Source organism: Roseovarius sp. MMSF_3281 (assembly GCF_030733685.1).
In the GTDB taxonomy this organism is placed as follows: Bacteria; Pseudomonadota; Alphaproteobacteria; order Rhodobacterales; family Rhodobacteraceae; genus Roseovarius.
This window is the reverse complement of the sequence record NZ_JASHIM010000001.1, coordinates 188,281-203,415: the sequence shown is the minus strand read 5'-3', so window position 1 is coordinate 203,415 and position 15,135 is coordinate 188,281. Positions and strand designations below refer to the sequence as shown.

Annotated in this window: 17 protein-coding genes; 13 read left to right on the top strand and 4 right to left on the bottom strand. The window is 62.5% G+C overall.

Annotation, left to right across the window (positions count from 1 at the left end):
• Positions 1-10: 10 nt before the first annotated feature.
• Genes RBB32_RS01275 through RBB32_RS01265 form a run of 3 tightly spaced genes read left to right on the top strand, consistent with a single transcriptional unit; the run spans position 11 to position 2,693 of the window.
• Positions 11-382 (top strand): hypothetical protein, encoded by a 372-nt coding sequence (locus RBB32_RS01275; protein ID WP_306150859.1) that lies wholly within the window; start codon positions 11-13, stop codon positions 380-382.
• A complete protein-coding gene (locus RBB32_RS01270) occupies positions 382-1,392 on the top strand; it encodes a branched-chain amino acid ABC transporter permease (protein WP_306151145.1) in 1,011 nt (336 codons plus the stop codon). The genes RBB32_RS01275 and RBB32_RS01270 overlap by 1 nt, the downstream gene beginning before the upstream one ends.
• Positions 1,389-2,693, top strand: a complete 1,305-nt coding sequence (locus tag RBB32_RS01265) for a branched-chain amino acid ABC transporter permease (RefSeq protein ID WP_306150858.1) — start codon at positions 1,389-1,391, stop codon at positions 2,691-2,693. The genes RBB32_RS01270 and RBB32_RS01265 overlap by 4 nt, the downstream gene beginning before the upstream one ends.
• Positions 2,694-2,745: 52 nt before the next feature.
• Here RBB32_RS01265 and RBB32_RS01260 read toward each other — a convergent pair whose 3' ends face one another.
• The gene (locus tag RBB32_RS01260) at positions 2,746-3,369 is read right to left on the bottom strand and encodes a helix-turn-helix domain-containing protein (RefSeq protein ID WP_306150857.1); all 624 of its coding nucleotides are present in this window, start codon (positions 3,367-3,369) and stop codon (positions 2,746-2,748) included.
• Positions 3,370-3,434: 65 nt separating this feature from the next.
• On the opposite strand from RBB32_RS01260, the gene RBB32_RS01255 reads away from it, so the two are divergent.
• Genes RBB32_RS01255 through RBB32_RS01240 form a run of 4 tightly spaced genes read left to right on the top strand, consistent with a single transcriptional unit; the run spans position 3,435 to position 7,170 of the window.
• A complete protein-coding gene (locus RBB32_RS01255; protein WP_306150856.1) occupies positions 3,435-4,958 on the top strand; it encodes a class I adenylate-forming enzyme family protein in 1,524 nt (507 codons plus the stop codon).
• Positions 4,945-5,589 (top strand): DsbA family oxidoreductase, encoded by a 645-nt coding sequence (locus tag RBB32_RS01250; protein WP_306150855.1) that lies wholly within the window; start codon positions 4,945-4,947, stop codon positions 5,587-5,589. Before RBB32_RS01255 ends, RBB32_RS01250 begins: the two co-directional genes overlap by 14 nt.
• A 4-nt stretch (positions 5,590-5,593) precedes the next feature.
• A complete protein-coding gene (locus tag RBB32_RS01245; RefSeq protein WP_306150854.1) occupies positions 5,594-5,968 on the top strand; it encodes a potassium channel family protein in 375 nt (124 codons plus the stop codon).
• Positions 5,965-7,170 carry a multidrug effflux MFS transporter gene (locus RBB32_RS01240; protein ID WP_306150853.1) on the top strand — a complete coding sequence of 402 codons (1,206 nt, stop codon included), beginning with the start codon at positions 5,965-5,967 and terminating at the stop codon, positions 7,168-7,170. The genes RBB32_RS01245 and RBB32_RS01240 overlap by 4 nt, the downstream gene beginning before the upstream one ends.
• On the opposite strand, the gene RBB32_RS01235 is transcribed toward RBB32_RS01240, so the two are convergent.
• Together RBB32_RS01235 and RBB32_RS01230 are read right to left on the bottom strand one after the other, a co-directional pair.
• Positions 7,167-7,538, bottom strand: coding sequence for a GFA family protein (locus RBB32_RS01235; protein WP_306150852.1), 372 nt, complete (start codon positions 7,536-7,538; stop codon positions 7,167-7,169). The genes RBB32_RS01240 and RBB32_RS01235 overlap by 4 nt on opposite strands.
• Positions 7,539-7,620: 82 nt before the next feature.
• Complete coding sequence (locus tag RBB32_RS01230; RefSeq protein ID WP_306150851.1) at positions 7,621-8,217, bottom strand: LysE family translocator; 597 nt, start codon at positions 8,215-8,217, stop codon at positions 7,621-7,623.
• A 121-nt stretch (positions 8,218-8,338) separates the two neighbouring features.
• On the opposite strand from RBB32_RS01230, the gene RBB32_RS01225 reads away from it, so the two are divergent.
• Positions 8,339-8,674: a multidrug efflux SMR transporter gene (locus tag RBB32_RS01225; protein ID WP_306150850.1), complete on the top strand. Its 336-nt coding sequence runs from the start codon at positions 8,339-8,341 to the stop codon at positions 8,672-8,674.
• 125 nt (positions 8,675-8,799) lie between these two features.
• Here RBB32_RS01225 and RBB32_RS01220 read toward each other — a convergent pair whose 3' ends face one another.
• Complete coding sequence (locus RBB32_RS01220) at positions 8,800-9,750, bottom strand: GlxA family transcriptional regulator (RefSeq protein WP_306150849.1); 951 nt, start codon at positions 9,748-9,750, stop codon at positions 8,800-8,802.
• A gap of 105 nt (positions 9,751-9,855) precedes the next feature.
• Between RBB32_RS01220 and RBB32_RS01215 the strand changes: the two genes are divergently transcribed.
• Genes RBB32_RS01215 through RBB32_RS01195 form a run of 5 tightly spaced genes read left to right on the top strand, consistent with a single transcriptional unit; the run spans position 9,856 to position 15,097 of the window.
• The gene (locus tag RBB32_RS01215) at positions 9,856-10,566 is read left to right on the top strand and encodes a GntR family transcriptional regulator (protein ID WP_306150848.1); all 711 of its coding nucleotides are present in this window, start codon (positions 9,856-9,858) and stop codon (positions 10,564-10,566) included.
• 15 nt (positions 10,567-10,581) lie between these two features.
• Positions 10,582-11,499: a dihydrodipicolinate synthase family protein gene (locus RBB32_RS01210; protein WP_306150847.1), complete on the top strand. Its 918-nt coding sequence runs from the start codon at positions 10,582-10,584 to the stop codon at positions 11,497-11,499.
• A 3-nt stretch (positions 11,500-11,502) separates the two neighbouring features.
• Entirely contained in the window at positions 11,503-12,999 is a 1,497-nt protein-coding gene (locus RBB32_RS01205) for an aldehyde dehydrogenase (RefSeq protein WP_306150846.1), read from the top strand.
• The gene (locus RBB32_RS01200; protein ID WP_306150845.1) at positions 12,999-13,757 is read left to right on the top strand and encodes an NAD(P)-binding domain-containing protein; all 759 of its coding nucleotides are present in this window, start codon (positions 12,999-13,001) and stop codon (positions 13,755-13,757) included. The genes RBB32_RS01205 and RBB32_RS01200 overlap by 1 nt, the downstream gene beginning before the upstream one ends.
• A complete protein-coding gene (locus RBB32_RS01195) occupies positions 13,754-15,097 on the top strand; it encodes an FAD-binding oxidoreductase (RefSeq protein ID WP_306150844.1) in 1,344 nt (447 codons plus the stop codon). Before RBB32_RS01200 ends, RBB32_RS01195 begins: the two co-directional genes overlap by 4 nt.
• The last annotated feature ends 38 nt before the right edge of the window (positions 15,098-15,135 follow it).

The window sequence follows — 15,135 nt, the reverse complement described above, 5'->3', positions numbered from 1 at the left end:
GGGGATGGATTTGAGTATGTTTGCCAAGAAGAGCCGACTAGTGATCTGGGCGTTGGCTTGTCTTTTGCCCCTGCCCGCCGTGGCAATGCCACTGACCTGTACCTTCACCACTGAATGTCTTGATACAGAAGGCTGTCAGGACACGACGTATGAGGTGACATTCGGCGCGGTGAACGAGCGTTTCTTGATGTCGGGTATCGCGGCCGAACGCGCCTTCGATCTGATGTCGGAGGAAGACGGGCATCGTGCCTTTGTTTCGGACGCGCAGAATGGTGCGGTGGGCTTGATGACCCTTTTGAGCGACTGGGCGGCCAGCTATGCCGAGGTGGGGCTTTTCGAGGGCTCTTACGCGGTGTGCTATCACGGGGAGTGCCGGGAATGATCGACCTTCTCAATGCCATCGTGGCGCTTTCGAATTTCGTGCTGGTGCCGGCGGTGACCTATGGCAGCCAGTTGGCGCTTGGGGCGCTTGGTGTCACCCTGATCTATGGAATCCTGCGGTTTTCCAACTTTGCCCATGGCGACACCATGGCCTTTGGCACCATGGTGACGATCCTTGTGACATGGGGGCTACAGGCCTTGGGCGTCGGTTTCGGCCCCCTGCCCACCGCCCTTCTGGCCCTGCCCTTCGGGATCGCGGCCTGCATGGCGCTGGTGTTGGTGACCGACAGGATGGTCTACCGGTTCTACCGCGCGCAGAAGGCCAAGCCGGTGGTCTTCGTGATCGTGTCGATCGGCGTGATGTTCATCCTGAACGGTCTGGTGCGGTTCATTATCGGGCCGGGCGATCAGCGCTTTCGCGATGGTGAAAATTTCATCATCACGGCGCGCGACTTCAAGGACATGACTGGGTTGCGCGAGGGGCTGGCCCTGAAGACCACGCAAGGCATTACCGTGGTGACGGCGGTGATCGTGGTGGCGCTGTTGTTCTGGTTTCTCAACCGCACGCGCACCGGCAAAAGCATGCGCGCCTATTCGGACAACGAGGATCTGGCGCTTTTGTCGGGGATCAATCCCGACCGGGTGGTCATGGTGACATGGCTGATCGTGGCGGCGCTGGCCACCGTGGCGGGCACGCTTTACGGCCTCGATAAAAGCTTCAAGCCCTTCACCTATTTCCAACTGTTGCTGCCGGTCTTTGCCGCCGCCATCGTGGGTGGGCTTGGCAGCCCCCTGGGCGCCATCGCGGGCGGCTATGTCATCGCCTTTTCCGAGGTGCTGATCACCTATGCGTGGAAAAAGGTGCTGACCTACCTTGTTCCCGAGGCCCTGGAACCCGACGGCCTGGTACAGCTTTTGTCGACCAATTATAAATTCGCGGTCAGCTTCGTGATCTTGCTGATCGTGCTTTTGTTCCGCCCGACGGGCCTTTTCCGGGGGAAAGCGGTATGAGCGAGAGCGTCAAGAACACCGGGCTTTTCGCCCTTGTGGCCCTGCTGATCGTCGGCACCGGGGTGGTGCAAAGCTGGAACACCGCGCTTTTGATCCTGAACATGGGGCTGATTTCGGCAATCATGTCGCTGGGCCTCAACCTGCAATGGGGGTTTGCGGGGCTGTTCAACGTCGGCGTCATGGGGTTCGTGGCGCTGGGCGGGTTGGCCACGGTGCTGGTCTCCATGCCCCCGGTGCCCGAGGCCTGGGCCGCCGGAGGTGTCGGCGTTTTGGCCGGGCTCGCACTTGGCGCGGCGGTGATCGTGGTGGCGGTACTGACCTATAACCGCATGCCCGCCGGGCGGATGCGGCTGCTGGCTATGCTGGTGGTGCTTGTGGCGGGTTTTTTCGCCTTTCGCGCGGTGTTCGACGGGGGCGTCGAAGCGGTCGAGGATGTGAACCCGGCGGCTACCGGATACCTTGGCGGCCTTGGCCTGCCCGTGGTGCTGGCATGGCCCGTGGGTGGTGTTCTGGCCGCCGGGGCGGCGTGGATCATCGGCAAGACGGCGCTGGGCTTGCGCAGCGATTACCTTGCTATCGCGACGCTTGGGATCGCCGAGATCATCCTGGCCGTTCTGAAGAACGAGGATTGGCTGGCGCGGGGCGTAAAGAACGTGAACGGCCTGCCGCGCCCGGTGCCCTACGAGGTGGATTTGCAAAACGATCCGGGCTTCGTGGACCGGGTGACGGGGCTGGGGCTTGATCCGGTCACGGCCTCCTCGCTGACGGTGAAGCTGGGCTATGCCGCGCTTTTCACCGTGGTGCTGGTGATCATCCTGATCCTTGCGCAACTGGCGCTCAACAGCCCCTGGGGCCGGATGATGCGCGCCATACGCGACAATGAAACCGCCGCACGGGCCATGGGCAAGGACGTCACCCGCCGCCATTTGCAGGTGTTCATTCTTGGCAGTGCCGTTTGCGGCGTCGCCGGGGCGATGATGACCACGCTGGATGGGCAATTCATTCCCACCTCATACCAGCCGCTGCGCTTTACCTTCCTGATCTGGGTGATGATGATTGTCGGCGGCTCGGGCAACAACTTCGGGGCGGTGCTGGGCGGGTTCCTGATCTGGTTCCTCTGGGTGCAGGTGGAGCCGATGGGCCTGTGGTTCCTGCAAACCGTCACTGCGCCCTTGGCCGAGGGTAGCGCGCTGAAAGAGCACCTTTTGCAAAGCGCCGCGCATATGCGCCTGCTGACCATGGGGGTGATCCTGCTTTTGGTGCTGCGGTTCAGTCCGCGGGGGTTGATCCCGGGGCGGTAAGCGCCGGGGGTGCGCAAGGGCCAAGGGCTTTGCAAAGCCCTTGCACGGCGCGTCAAACCAGCGAGGTCACCCAGAGGATCGTCGCATCCTCGTCGCTGACCGAGATCACGTTATGCCCCATGGTGGCGTCGTAATAGGCGCTGTCGCCCCGGCGCATCTCGATCGGCTCGTAGAACTCGGTGTACAGCCGCACGACGCCGGTGAGGACATAGAGGAACTCTTCGCCGTCATGGCGCACCCAGCCATCGAATTCGGCAGTGTCGCGGGCGCGGATGCGGGCGCGATAGGGCAGCATCTGTTTCTTGGTCAGCGCCTCGCCCAGCAACTCGTGCTCATAGGTGGCGGTGGCCTGATGCGTGCCCTCGCCCGCCTTGGTCACCGACATCCGGCCATTGACCTGTTCGCGCTGCGGCGGGGTGAACAGTTGCGGCACGGAAATCTCAAGACCCTCGGCCAGCTTTTTCAACGCCTCGTAGGTGGGCGACATCTGACCGTTCTCGATTTTCGACAGTGTGGATCGCGCCAAACCCGCCTGTTTCGCCGCCTGTTCCAGCGTCCAGCCCCGCGCGGTGCGTAATTCGCGCACGCGTTCCCCAAGGTTGAGCGGCTCTGCCACCTCTTGCTGGCCGTTTTCGCGGGCCACGCGGATCAGGTTCTCGGGCGTCGTTTTTTGCATGCCTCATCCTATAGGCTTCAGGCGGACCACTTGCAACTGACCGGCGCGCGGCCTAATCGGTGGATATGCAAGCCGAGACCCACCCCGATATCGCCCCTCCCTGCCCCGCGCCCTTCAATCTTGCCGCGCATGTGCTGGGACATGCCGAAGACACGCCCGACAAGATCGCGCTGGCCGTTCTGCGCCTGAGCGGCTCGGAACGCTGGAGCTATGCGCGCCTGAAATCGGCGGTTCTTGGGACCGGAACGGGGCTTTTGCAGGCGGGCCTTGAACCCGGTGACCGGGTCTTGATGCGGCTTGGCAATACGGTGGAATTTCCCATTGCCTACCTGGGGGCGATTGCCGTGGGCCTTGTCCCTGTGCCCACCTCAAGCCAGCTGACGGCGTCCGAAGTGGCCAAGATGATCGACACGCTGAACCCCTCGCTGATTCTGCGCGGCGACGGGATTGCATGCCCGGACACGGATGTGCCGGTGCTGGATCAATCCGATCTTGAGGCGATGCGTGATTTGCCCCCGGCCGAGTTTGACATGGGCGATCCGAACCGCCTTGCCTATATCATCTATACCTCGGGCACCTCGGGCGTGCCGCGCGCCGTGTGCCATGCCCACCGCGCGATCTGGGCACGGCAGATGATGATGCAGGGGTGGTACGGGTTGCGGCCCGAAGACCGGCTGTTGCACGCGGGCGCCTTCAACTGGACCTATACGCTTGGCACCGGCCTTATGGACCCGTGGACCATGGGGGCCACGGCCCTGATCCCCGAGGCGGGGATCGAACCGGCGCAACTGCCGCTTTTGCTCAAGCGGCACGATGCGACGATCTTTGCCGCAGCCCCCGGCGTTTATCGCAAGATGCTGACCGGTGAGGCGCTTTCGCTGCCCAAGCTGCGGCACGGGTTGGCGGCGGGTGAAAAGCTTTCCGATACCATCCGGCAGGCTTGGGAAGAGGCCACCGGCACCGCCATTCACGAGGCTTACGGCATGTCCGAATGTTCCACCTTCATCTCGGCCAGCCCCGACCACCCGGCCACCCCCGGCACGCTGGGCCGCCCGCAACCGGGGCGGCGCGTGGCAGTGATTGGCCCCGATGGCCCGGTCGGGATCGGCGAGGAAGGCACGATCGCCGTGCATGACAGCGACCCGGGCCTGATGCTGGGCTATCTCGGGGCCGAGGAGGCCACGCGCGACAAGTTCCAGGGCGAATGGTTCCTGACCGGCGATCAGGGCATGATGGATGCCGCGGGTGACATCACCTATCTGGGCCGTGCCGACGATATGATGAATGCCGGCGGCTTTCGGGTGTCGCCGCTGGAGGTCGAGGCGGTGCTCAATGCCTTCCCCGGCATCACGCAATCCGCCGTCACCGACATCGAGGTCAAGAAAGACGCCCGCGTCATCATGGCCTTCTACACCGCGCCCCAGCCGGTTGATCCCGAGGCGCTTGAGGCCTACGTGACCGAGAACCTTGCCGCCTACAAACGCCCGCGCGGCTTTTACCACCTCGATGCGCTGCCCTCGGGCGCCAACGGAAAAATCCTGCGTCGCGAATTGCGGCCGATCTACAAGGCCCGACATGGTCAAGCTTGATATCATCTCCGATCCGATCTGCCCTTGGTGCTATATCGGGAAAACCCTTCTGGACCAGGCGCTGGCCGAGCGCCCGAACCACCCGTTCTCGATCAACTGGCACCCGTTCCAGCTTAACCCCGAGATGCCGCGCGACGGCATGGACCGCCGGGCATATCTTGAGGCCAAGTTCGGCGGGCAGGACGGCGCGGTACAGGCTTATCTGCCAGTGGTGGAAAAGGCCCGCGAGGCCAGTCTGAATATCAATTTCGAAGCCATCGAACGCACCCCCAACACGCTGGATGCGCACCGCCTGATTCATTGGGCCGGGATCGAAGACCGGCAGATGGCCATGGCCGTTGCGCTTTTCAAAGCCTATTTCGAGGAAGGCCGCGATATCGGTGACCGCGATGTTCTGGCCGATCTGGCCGACGGGCTTGAGATGGACGCCGCCGTGGTGCGCCGCCTGCTTGACAGCGATGCCGACGAAGAGGCCATTCGCGAGCGCGACAAGCAGTTCCGCGAGATGGGCATCACCTCGGTCCCCACTTTCATCGTCAACGGCGAGCACGCCGTTCCGGGGGCGCAACCGCCCGAGTTGTGGATCAAGGTGATCGACGAGATCACCGGCCAACTGACCGAGGAAAGGTGAACACATGCGCGGAGCCAAGGCCCTGACCCTTCTGGCGATGCTTTTGCTTATCATCGCCGGCGGCACGGTGTTTTTCCACCATGTCGAGGGATGGTCGTGGCTTGACAGCTATTTCTTCACGGTCGTCACGCTGTCGACCGTGGGCTATGGCGAGTTGGTCCCGGCAACGCCGATGGGCAAGATCGGCACCACGGTTTTCATCCTCGTGGGCCTTGGTATCTTTGCCGTGGCGATCCAGCAATTCGGCGCTTTCGCAGTCAAGAAGCGCGAGGAACATACCGAATGGCTGATTGCGCGGCTGGGGCACCGTCAGCCGGATCCGCGGGACGAGCCCAAGGCGGCGAACGATCCCGACATTCCCGAAGGTCAAAACCGATGAGCGCAAGAACACCCGGCCGAGTGGAATTCGTGGCGCTGATGGCGATGCTGGTGGCGACCGTGGCCTTTTCCATCGACGCCATGCTGCCTGCCCTGCCCCGCATCGGGCAGGAACTGACGCCCGATGCGCCGAACCGCGCGCAACTGATCGTCACCTCCTTTATCCTTGGGCTTGGCGTGGGCACATTTTTCACCGGGCCGCTGTCGGACAGTTTCGGACGCAAGCGGGTGATCCTTTACGGGGCGGCGGTCTACATGGCCGGTGCGGCCCTTGCCGCCATGGCCCCCACGCTGGAACTGGTCCTTGCGGCGCGGGTGTTGCAGGGGCTGGGCGCTGCGACCGCGCGGGTGGTGTCGCTGGCCATGATCCGTGACCTTTATTCAGGCCGGGACATGGCGCGCATCGTCAGCTTCGTGATGATGGTTTTCACCCTTGCCCCCGCCGTGGCCCCCTTGATCGGAAGCGGCATCATCGCGCTGAGCGGCTGGCGCGGGATTTTCGGCAGCTTCATGATCTTTTCCACGATAACAAGCCTTTGGCTGTCTTTCCGTCTTGCCGAACCCCTACCCCCCGAGGCACGCCGCCCGTTTCGGGGCAAGGCGCTGCTTGAGGCGCTGCGCGCCGTGCTGGCCCCCAGGGTCGTGCGCATTTCGATCGCGGTGCAAGCCCTTTGCCTGACCACGCTTTTCAGCTCCATCAGTTCCATCCAGCAGTTGTTCGAAGTGACCTTCGACCGTGCCGATCAATTCCCGCTTTGGTTCTTCATGATGGCGATCTGTGCGGGCACCGGCAGCCTTTTGAACGCGGCGCTGGTGATGCGGCTTGGCATGCGGCGGATGATCTCGGTTACCTTGGCCCTGCAGATCGGCTTTACCGCGCTGGTGCTGGCGCTGTTCCTCGTCGGCCTGCCCGAGGGCCTGCGCTTTCCGGTTTACCTTGTCTGGCAAACCACGATCTTTTTCCAGGCCGCGCTGACGCTGGGCAACATCAACGCATTGGCGATGGAACCCCTGGGCCATGTGGCGGGCATGGCGGCCAGCGTCGTCGGGGCCCTGGCCACCGTGGGGTCGGTCATCCTGACGATCCCGGTGGGGCAGGCATTCGATGGCACGCCCCTGCCCTTGTTGATGGGGGTTCTGGTCGCGGTCAGCCTTGCGCGGTTCCTGATGACACGGCTGGAACGGGCCGAGGAATACGCCTAGGATCCCGGCGCTTCGGGCAGGTCATAGTAATCGCCTTTGTCGTCGGTAAAGATATGCTTGCTGACAGTCAGGCCCCGCGTGTCATCCAAACAGCCCGCGGCGATGCCGATACCGTCTTCATCGTTCATCCGGTAAAACAGGCTGGAACCGCAGAACCGGCAAAAGCCCCGCTTGGCGATCTCGGAGGAGGCATACCATCGAAGCCCGTCGTCACGTGTCAACCGAAGCGCCGCGAAGGGCGCATGGGTCGAGCCCCACAAATGGCCGCTCGTCCGGCGGCATTGGCTGCAATGGCATATGGTTACCGTGTCTCGCACCTCGTCCACCTCGAAGGCCACCTGGCCACATTCACATCGTCCGGTTCTCATGGCGATCCTCCCGCGTTTGCCGGCACCCTAAAGCGTTTCGCAAGAACCTGGAACACAGCTTTTCACGAAATGCAGATGCCGCTTAGGCCAAAGCCATCCAGACCGCCACCGCCGCAAGCATCGTCCCGAACAGCAGGTTCAGCCGCCGTGCGCTGCTGTCCCTGGCGAAAATGCCTGCCAGCCTGTCGCCCGCCATGGTCCACAGCGAAAAGGCAAACAGGTTATTGAGCGTGAACACCGTGGTAATCATCAGCACCAACCCCACATGATTCACCGCACCGGGGGCCAGGAACTGCGTGAACATCAGCGTGATGATCACATAGGCCTTTGGATTGAGCAAAAGCAGGATCACCCCATCCATGAAAGACGCCGGGCGCGCCTTGCCTGCCTTGTCCAAGGCCCCCGCCCGCAGCATCCCCCAGGCAATCCACAAAACATAGCCCGCCCCGGCCATCTGCAGGATGTGAAACACCCCCGGCGCGGCTTGCAAGGCCCGCAACAGGCCAAAGCCAATCAATGCCGTCACCACCCAGGTTGCCAGATGATACCCCGCCGTGGCCCAAAGGGTTGCACGGAAACCGAACCGCGCACCATTGGCGGCAAAAAACAGGTTCCCCGGCCCGGGGCTGTAGGCCAGTGGGAACAGGAAGATCAAAAGGGCGGTCAGGGTCTGGAACATGCGGGCCTCCTGACCATTCAGCAAAGCCCGATCCGCGCCTTGAAGCGACCCGGTTCTTGCGGATTGCCCCGGCACAGCGAAACGCGTAGCAAGGGCACGCGACGCGAAAGGACCGCCCCCCATGACACAGGTTTACATTTTGCTGATCTTTGCCATTGCCGCCGAAACGGTGGCCACAAGCGCCTTGCAGGCCAGCCAGCAGTTCACGCGGCTGGGGCCGACGCTTCTGGCGGTCGTGGGCTATGCCGTGGCGCTGTACTTGCTGGGGCTGACCTTAAAGTACATTCCAGTGGGCATTGCCTATGCGGTGTGGTCAGGGCTGGGCATCGTGTTTATCGCCATCATCGGCTTTGCCATGTTCGGGCAGCGGCTGGACACTCCCGCCATCATCGGCACCGGCATGATTCTGGGCGGGATCGTCGTGATCCAGCTATTTTCGAACACCACGCCGCATTGATATGGGCGCGGCGCAGCGCGGTTAAAGCGTTTCCAGTTATTATTGCATCACCAATACCCTGCCAGGCCTTCGGCCTTCTCGGGATATTGGTGATGCGCTTTGATTCAAGGTGAACTGGAAACGCTCTAGCCAAGTTTCGCTTTTTGCGCCGTGGGTGTCACGCCATAGGCCGCCTTGTAGACGCGGGTGAAATGTCCCGTGGCCTCGAACCCGCAGGCACAGGCGATCTCGGTCACCGACATCTCGGTTTGCAACAGCAGATGCCGCGCCCGTTCAAGCCGCAATTCCATGAAATACTTCTTGGGCGAGGTATTGAGGTAGCGGCCAAAAAGCCGCTCTAGCTGCCGGGTGGAAATCCCCAGGCCCTCGGCGATGATCGAGGGCGAGATCGGGTCTTCGATATGCTCCTGCATCCGGGCGATGGCCTTGGTCAGATGCGGGTTGCGCATGCCGTTGCGCGATTGCAGCGATACGCGCTGTTCGGCGGTGGCCTCGCGCGCGGCGGTATAGACCATCTGATCGGCCACGGCGACCGCCAGGTCGCGACCATGGTCGTGTTCAATGAGGTGCAACATAAGGTCGGCGGTGGCCGAGCCGCCCGCGGCGGTGATATGCTTTTCATCCGCGACAAAGACGTTGCGCACCAGCGGGATTTCCGGGAACTCCTCCATGAAACTGTCGTGGTAATCCCAATGGATGGCGCATTTCTGCCCTTCCAGGAAACCCGCCTTGGCAAGGATATAGGCCCCCGAACACAGCGCCCCGATATTGGTGCCGCGCGCCCGTTCGCGCCGCAGCATGGTCAAAAGCGCCGGGGTGATCCGGTTGCGCATCTCAAGGCCGGACAGAACGAACAGGCGCGCGCAACGCGGCAAATCCCCAAGCCCATGGTTAACCAGTGTCACGGTCTGGTTCGAGGCGCGCACGGAATCGCCATTCTCGGCCCCAAGCGACCATGAATAAAGCGCCTCACCCTTGATCAGGTTGGCGATGCGCAAAGGTTCCACCGCGTTGGACAAGGCCAGATGGGCGAAATCCTCGATCAGGATGAATATGAAATGCTGGGGCTTGGTCATGGGTCGCGCCTTGGGATCATTGCGTCGTATATTTCCGGATTTACAAAATGTATGCAATATGTATTTTTTAAAAATACATCATGACTCGCAACATGGAACATTGCCATGCCCGACACCACGAAAGACCGTAAGGCGCATTTGCTGGACAGGCTCAAACGCGCGATCCTGACGCAAGGGATGCGCCCCGGCGCCGATCTGGACGAGGCACAGCTTTGCGCCGACTCCGGGCTGTCGCGGACGCCCCTGCGCGAGGTGCTGCGCGAACTGGCCGGGCTTGGCTATGTCGAGCTGCGCACCAATCGCGGGGCGCGGGTTTCGGAAATGTCGCACACCACGCTGCGCGATTTCTTTCTGGCCGCGCCGATGATCTATGGCGCGATCCTGCGGTTGGCGGCCCTCAATGCCGCGCCCGCACAGATCGAGGCGATCAAGGCCGCGCAGGAGGACTTCCGCGCCGCCCTGCACCGGGGGTCGACCACCGACCGGACCCTGGCCAACAACCGGTTTCACGAGATCACCGGCGAGATGGCGGGCAATATCTATCTTTTGCCCTCGTTCCACCGGCTGTTGATCGATCACGCGCGGATTTCCATGACCTTTTACCGCCCCGTGACGCCCGCCATGGTCGAAAACGTATCCGAGGCCAGCCAACAGCACGACGCCATCATCGCCGCCATCGCGGCGCGGGATGAGGCGACGGCGGCGCAACTGGCCGAGGATCATTGGAACCTGTCGCGCAACCAGATCGAAAGCTTCGTGATGCCGGCGGGGATGGACCAACCGCTTGGCACCCTGCCCCGTTCAACCTCAGCATAAGAAGGCTGCCTGCTTATGACGCCCATTTTCAAGTTCGAGGGGATATATACCCCTGTCGTCACCCCCTATTTCACCGATCACACACCCGACTGGGACGCCTTGGGCGATGTCATCGAAAACCTGATCGACAAGGGCGTGCATGGGATCATCACCGGTGGATCAACCGGCGAAAACTATGCCCAGACCGTGGATGAACGAGTTGAGCTGGCCAAGTTCACCCATGAGCGGATCAAGGGCCGGGTGCCCTTGGTGATGGGCACCGGCGCGATGCTGACGCCGGACAGCATGGCCTTGGCCGGGGCCGCGCGGGAGATTGGGGCCGATTGCATCCTTCTGGCCAGCCCGCCCTATTCGGTGCCGACGGATCGGGAAAACGCGCTGAATGCCTTGGCGATTGACCGGGCGGCGGACCTTCCTGTCATGCTCTATAACTACCCGGATCGTACCGGCACCATGATGGGTGAGGAATTTCTGGATCGCGTCGGCCGCAGCCGGAATTTCTGCGGCATCAAGGAAAGTTCGGGCGATATCAACCGGGTGCATCTTCTTGCCCGCGATTACCCGCATATCCAGATGGGATGCGGCATGGACGATCAGGCACTGGAATTCTTCGCCTGGGGGTCGCCCTTCTGGGTCTGTGGCGGGTCGAACTTCCTGCCCGAGGAACATGTGGCACTTTACAACGCCTGTGTGCTTGAGGGCGATTTCGTCAAGGGCCGCCGGATCATGTCGGCGTTGATGCCTTTGATGCGGGTCCTGGAACAGGGCGGCAAGTTCATCCAGACGATCAAGCACGGCGTGACCATGGCGGGGATCGACACCGGCACGGTCCGCCCGCCGCTGAAGCCGCTCAACAAGGACGACAAGCGCGCGTTGGAGCAAGTGACGCGCGTTCTCAAGACAACCATTGCAGATATTACGGCGGAGGGCTGAGCCATGGGTTTGCTGACCAAAGACGAATACAAGGCGATTGCCAAGGGCCTGACCCTGCCGACCTCCTCCTTCGTGGATGGCGGCTATCGCGCCGCAAGTTCGGGCAAGACCTTCACCAGCGTCAACCCGGCGACGGGCGAAGCCTTGACCGAGATTGCAGCCTGCGGGGCCGAAGATGTGGATTTCGCCGTACTGAAGGCGCGCGAGGCCTTCGACGATGGCCGCTGGTCCAAGATGCACCCCAGCGAGCGCAAGGACGTTCTGATCCGGCTGTGCAAACTGATGACGCGCAATGCCCGCGAACTGGCCGTGATGGAAAGCCTTGATAGCGGCAAGACCATTTTCGATTGCGAAACCGTGGATATCCCCGAAACCATCCATGCCATCAAGTGGCATGCCGAAGCGATCGACAAGATCAATGACGAGGTCGCCCCGGCCAGTGACGACCATATCGCCATGGTGGTGCGCGAACCGATCGGCGTGGTGGGCCTTGTCCTGCCGTGGAACTTCCCGCTTTTGATGCTGGCGTGGAAGATCGGCCCGGCGCTGGCGGCGGGCTGTTCGGTTGTGGTGAAACCCGCCGAGGAAACCAGCCTGACAGCGCTGCGCGTGGCGGAACTGGCAAGCGAGGCGGGCCTTCCCAAGGGGGTGCTGAACGTGATGCCCGGTGGCGGGGCCGAGGTGGGTGAACCGCTGGGCCGTCATATGGACGTGGATATGGTCAGCTTCACCGGCTCCACCGTGACGGGCAAGCGTTTCCTGACCTATGCCGCGGAAAGCAACGCCAAGGAAGTCGTGCTTGAAATGGGCGGCAAGAACCCCGCCGTCGTGATGGATGACGCCGAAAACCTTGACCGGGTCGCGGCGCATATTGTCAACGGCGCCTTTTGGAACATGGGCGAAAACTGCTCGGCCACCTCGCGGTTGATCGTCCACAGGGACGCCAAAGCCGATCTAATGAAACGGATCGAGGCGCATGCCCGCGAATGGGTGGTGGGTGACCCGCTGGACCCCGAAACCCGCGTGGGGGCCTTGGTCAGCGAGACACATTTCAAGAAAGTCTGCGGCTATCTTGAGAAGGCCGAGAACATCGTTCTGGGCGGCAAAGCCGACAAGGGTTTTGTCGAACCGACCGTGGTGGATGTGGCCAGCAACGACGACACGCTGGCGCGCGAGGAAATCTTTGGCCCGGTTTTGTCGGTGATCGAAGTGGGCAGCTTTGATGAAGCGATCAAAGTGGCCAATGACACCGATTATGGCCTTTGCGCGTCGATCTTCACCGGCAATGCGAAACGCGCCATTCGCGGCGCACGGATGCTGCAGGCGGGCACCGTGACGGTCAACAGCTTTGGCGAGGGCGATATTTCCACCCCCTTCGGCGGGTACAAGCAATCGGGCTTTGGCGGGCGCGACAACAGCCTGCATGCCCATGACCAGTACACCCAGTTGAAAACCATCTGGATTGATCTGGCCGACGATGACGACGAGGCCGTGGACTGATGCAAATCGGCTTTCTGGGAACTGGCGGGATTGCCGCGCCGATGGTCGAAGCGCTTGCCGGCAAGGGTCACAAGATTCTTGTCTCGGAGCGCAGTGCCGATATCTCGGCGCGCCTTGCCGCACAGTTCGACGAGGTCAGCGTTGCCTCGAATGAGCAGGTCGTTTCCGGCAGCGAGGTGGTCATTGCCTGCCTGATGGCCGATGTGGCGCCAAAGGTGCTGTCCGATCTGCCCTTTCGCGAGGGGCAAAAACTGATCTCGGTCATGGTCGACGTTTCGGTGGAGACCCTGCGCAGGCTGGTGGCCCCCGCCACCGATATATCCGTGACCATCCCGATGCCTTTTATCGCGAAAGGGGGCTGTCCGCTGCCCGTCTATCCCGACACTGGCAGCGTTCAGGCCCTTTTTGGGGCCGAGAACATCATTCTGCCGGTCAAGAGCGAAGCCGCGCTCAATGCCCATTTCGCGGCCTTGGCGCTGTCCTCGGTCATTCTGGCCGAGATGCTAACAACCGCAGACTGGCTTGCGGGTGTCACCGGCGATGAGGCCAAGGCCGAAGCCTATGTCGCGGCCCTGATCGCGGGCTATTTCAAGGGCATGCGCTTTGATGGATCGGGTGAGGTCAAAACCTTGCTGGACGCGCTTTCCACCGAGGGCGGATTGAACGCCACCCTGCGCGACCGGATGCAAGGCGCACGCGAAGAGCTGACCGAAGGGCTGGATGCCTTTCGCCCAAGGCTTGGATTGCCAGAGGTATGACACAGGACTTCACCGCGCGTCATCTGCCCCTGCACCGGGGGCCTGCGGCGTGGTCGGTCATCCTGCCGGGGCAAGACCCCGCGCAGGTCTTGGAGGCCGACACCACGGCGGACGTCGTCGTGGTGGGCGCGGGCTTTGCCGGGATGGCGGCGGCGCGGCGGGTCAAACAGCTTGAGCCGCAGGCCAAAGTGGTTGTGCTGGAGGCGGGCCGCGTGGCCGAAGGGGCCTCGGGGCGCAATTCGGGCTTCATGATCGACTTGCCGCATGAGCTGACCTCGGAAGATTATGCCGGGGCTGGCGATGACCGGGCGATAATCGCCCTCAACCGGCGGGCACAGGCCTTTGCCCGTGCGGCGGTTGAAGACTACGGCATTTCGCCCGATTATTTCGACCAGGCGGGCAAGGTAAACGGCGCGGTGAGTGACGCCGCCCATGCCCATAACGACAGTTACGCGCGGCATTTGGCCAGCCTGGGCGAGCCAAGCGAGGCTTTGGACGCGAAAGCCATGCGGGAACTGACCGGCAGTTCGCATTATCAATCCGGCCTCTACACCCCCGGCACCGTGATGTTGCAACCCGCGGGCTTCATTCGCGGAATGGCCAAGGGGCTGCGCCGCGACGGCGTTGAAATATACGAGACATCCCCGGTGCAGAAAATCACGCCCAAGGGCCGCGATTGGGCCTGTGTGACCCCCAAGGGCACGGTGACGGCGGCACGCGTGATCCTGTCGGTCAACGGCCACCTGGAAAGTTTCGGGGTGGCCCCTGGCCGGCTGATGCAATTGTTCCTCTTTGCCACCATGACACCGGACCTGACCGATGAGCAGATCAAGGCGCTGGGCGGTGCGCCGCGTTGGGGCATAACCCCGTCCGACCCGATGGGCACCACCGTCCGCCGGATCGACACCGGCCAGGGCGGCAACCGAATCATCACCCGCACCTGTGCTGCCCTTCGCCCCGGCATGGCGGCGCGCCAATCCGATGTCACCCGCGCCGCGCGGGTCATGCAAAACAAGTTCGAAGCACGGTTTCCCATGCTCAAGGGCATGCGGATGGCGCATGCCTGGGCCGGGCACCTGTGCCTGAGCCTCAATGGCGTGTCGCTGATGCGCGAGGTCGCCAACGGCGTCTATTCGGCCTGCGTGCAGAACGGGCTTGGCACCACGCGCGGCACGCTGACCGGCATGGGCGCTGCCGAACTCGCCTGCGGTCACGGCACTGAAATCACGGCACATTTCACCCACGAAGCCGCGCCTAAACGCCTGCCACCACAGCCTTTTCGCGAATGGGGCGCGAATGCCGTGCTGCGTTGGAAAGAGTGGCAGGCGCGTGAAGAATAACGCGCCTGCCCCCACGTCAGCCCCCCTGTGACGATCAA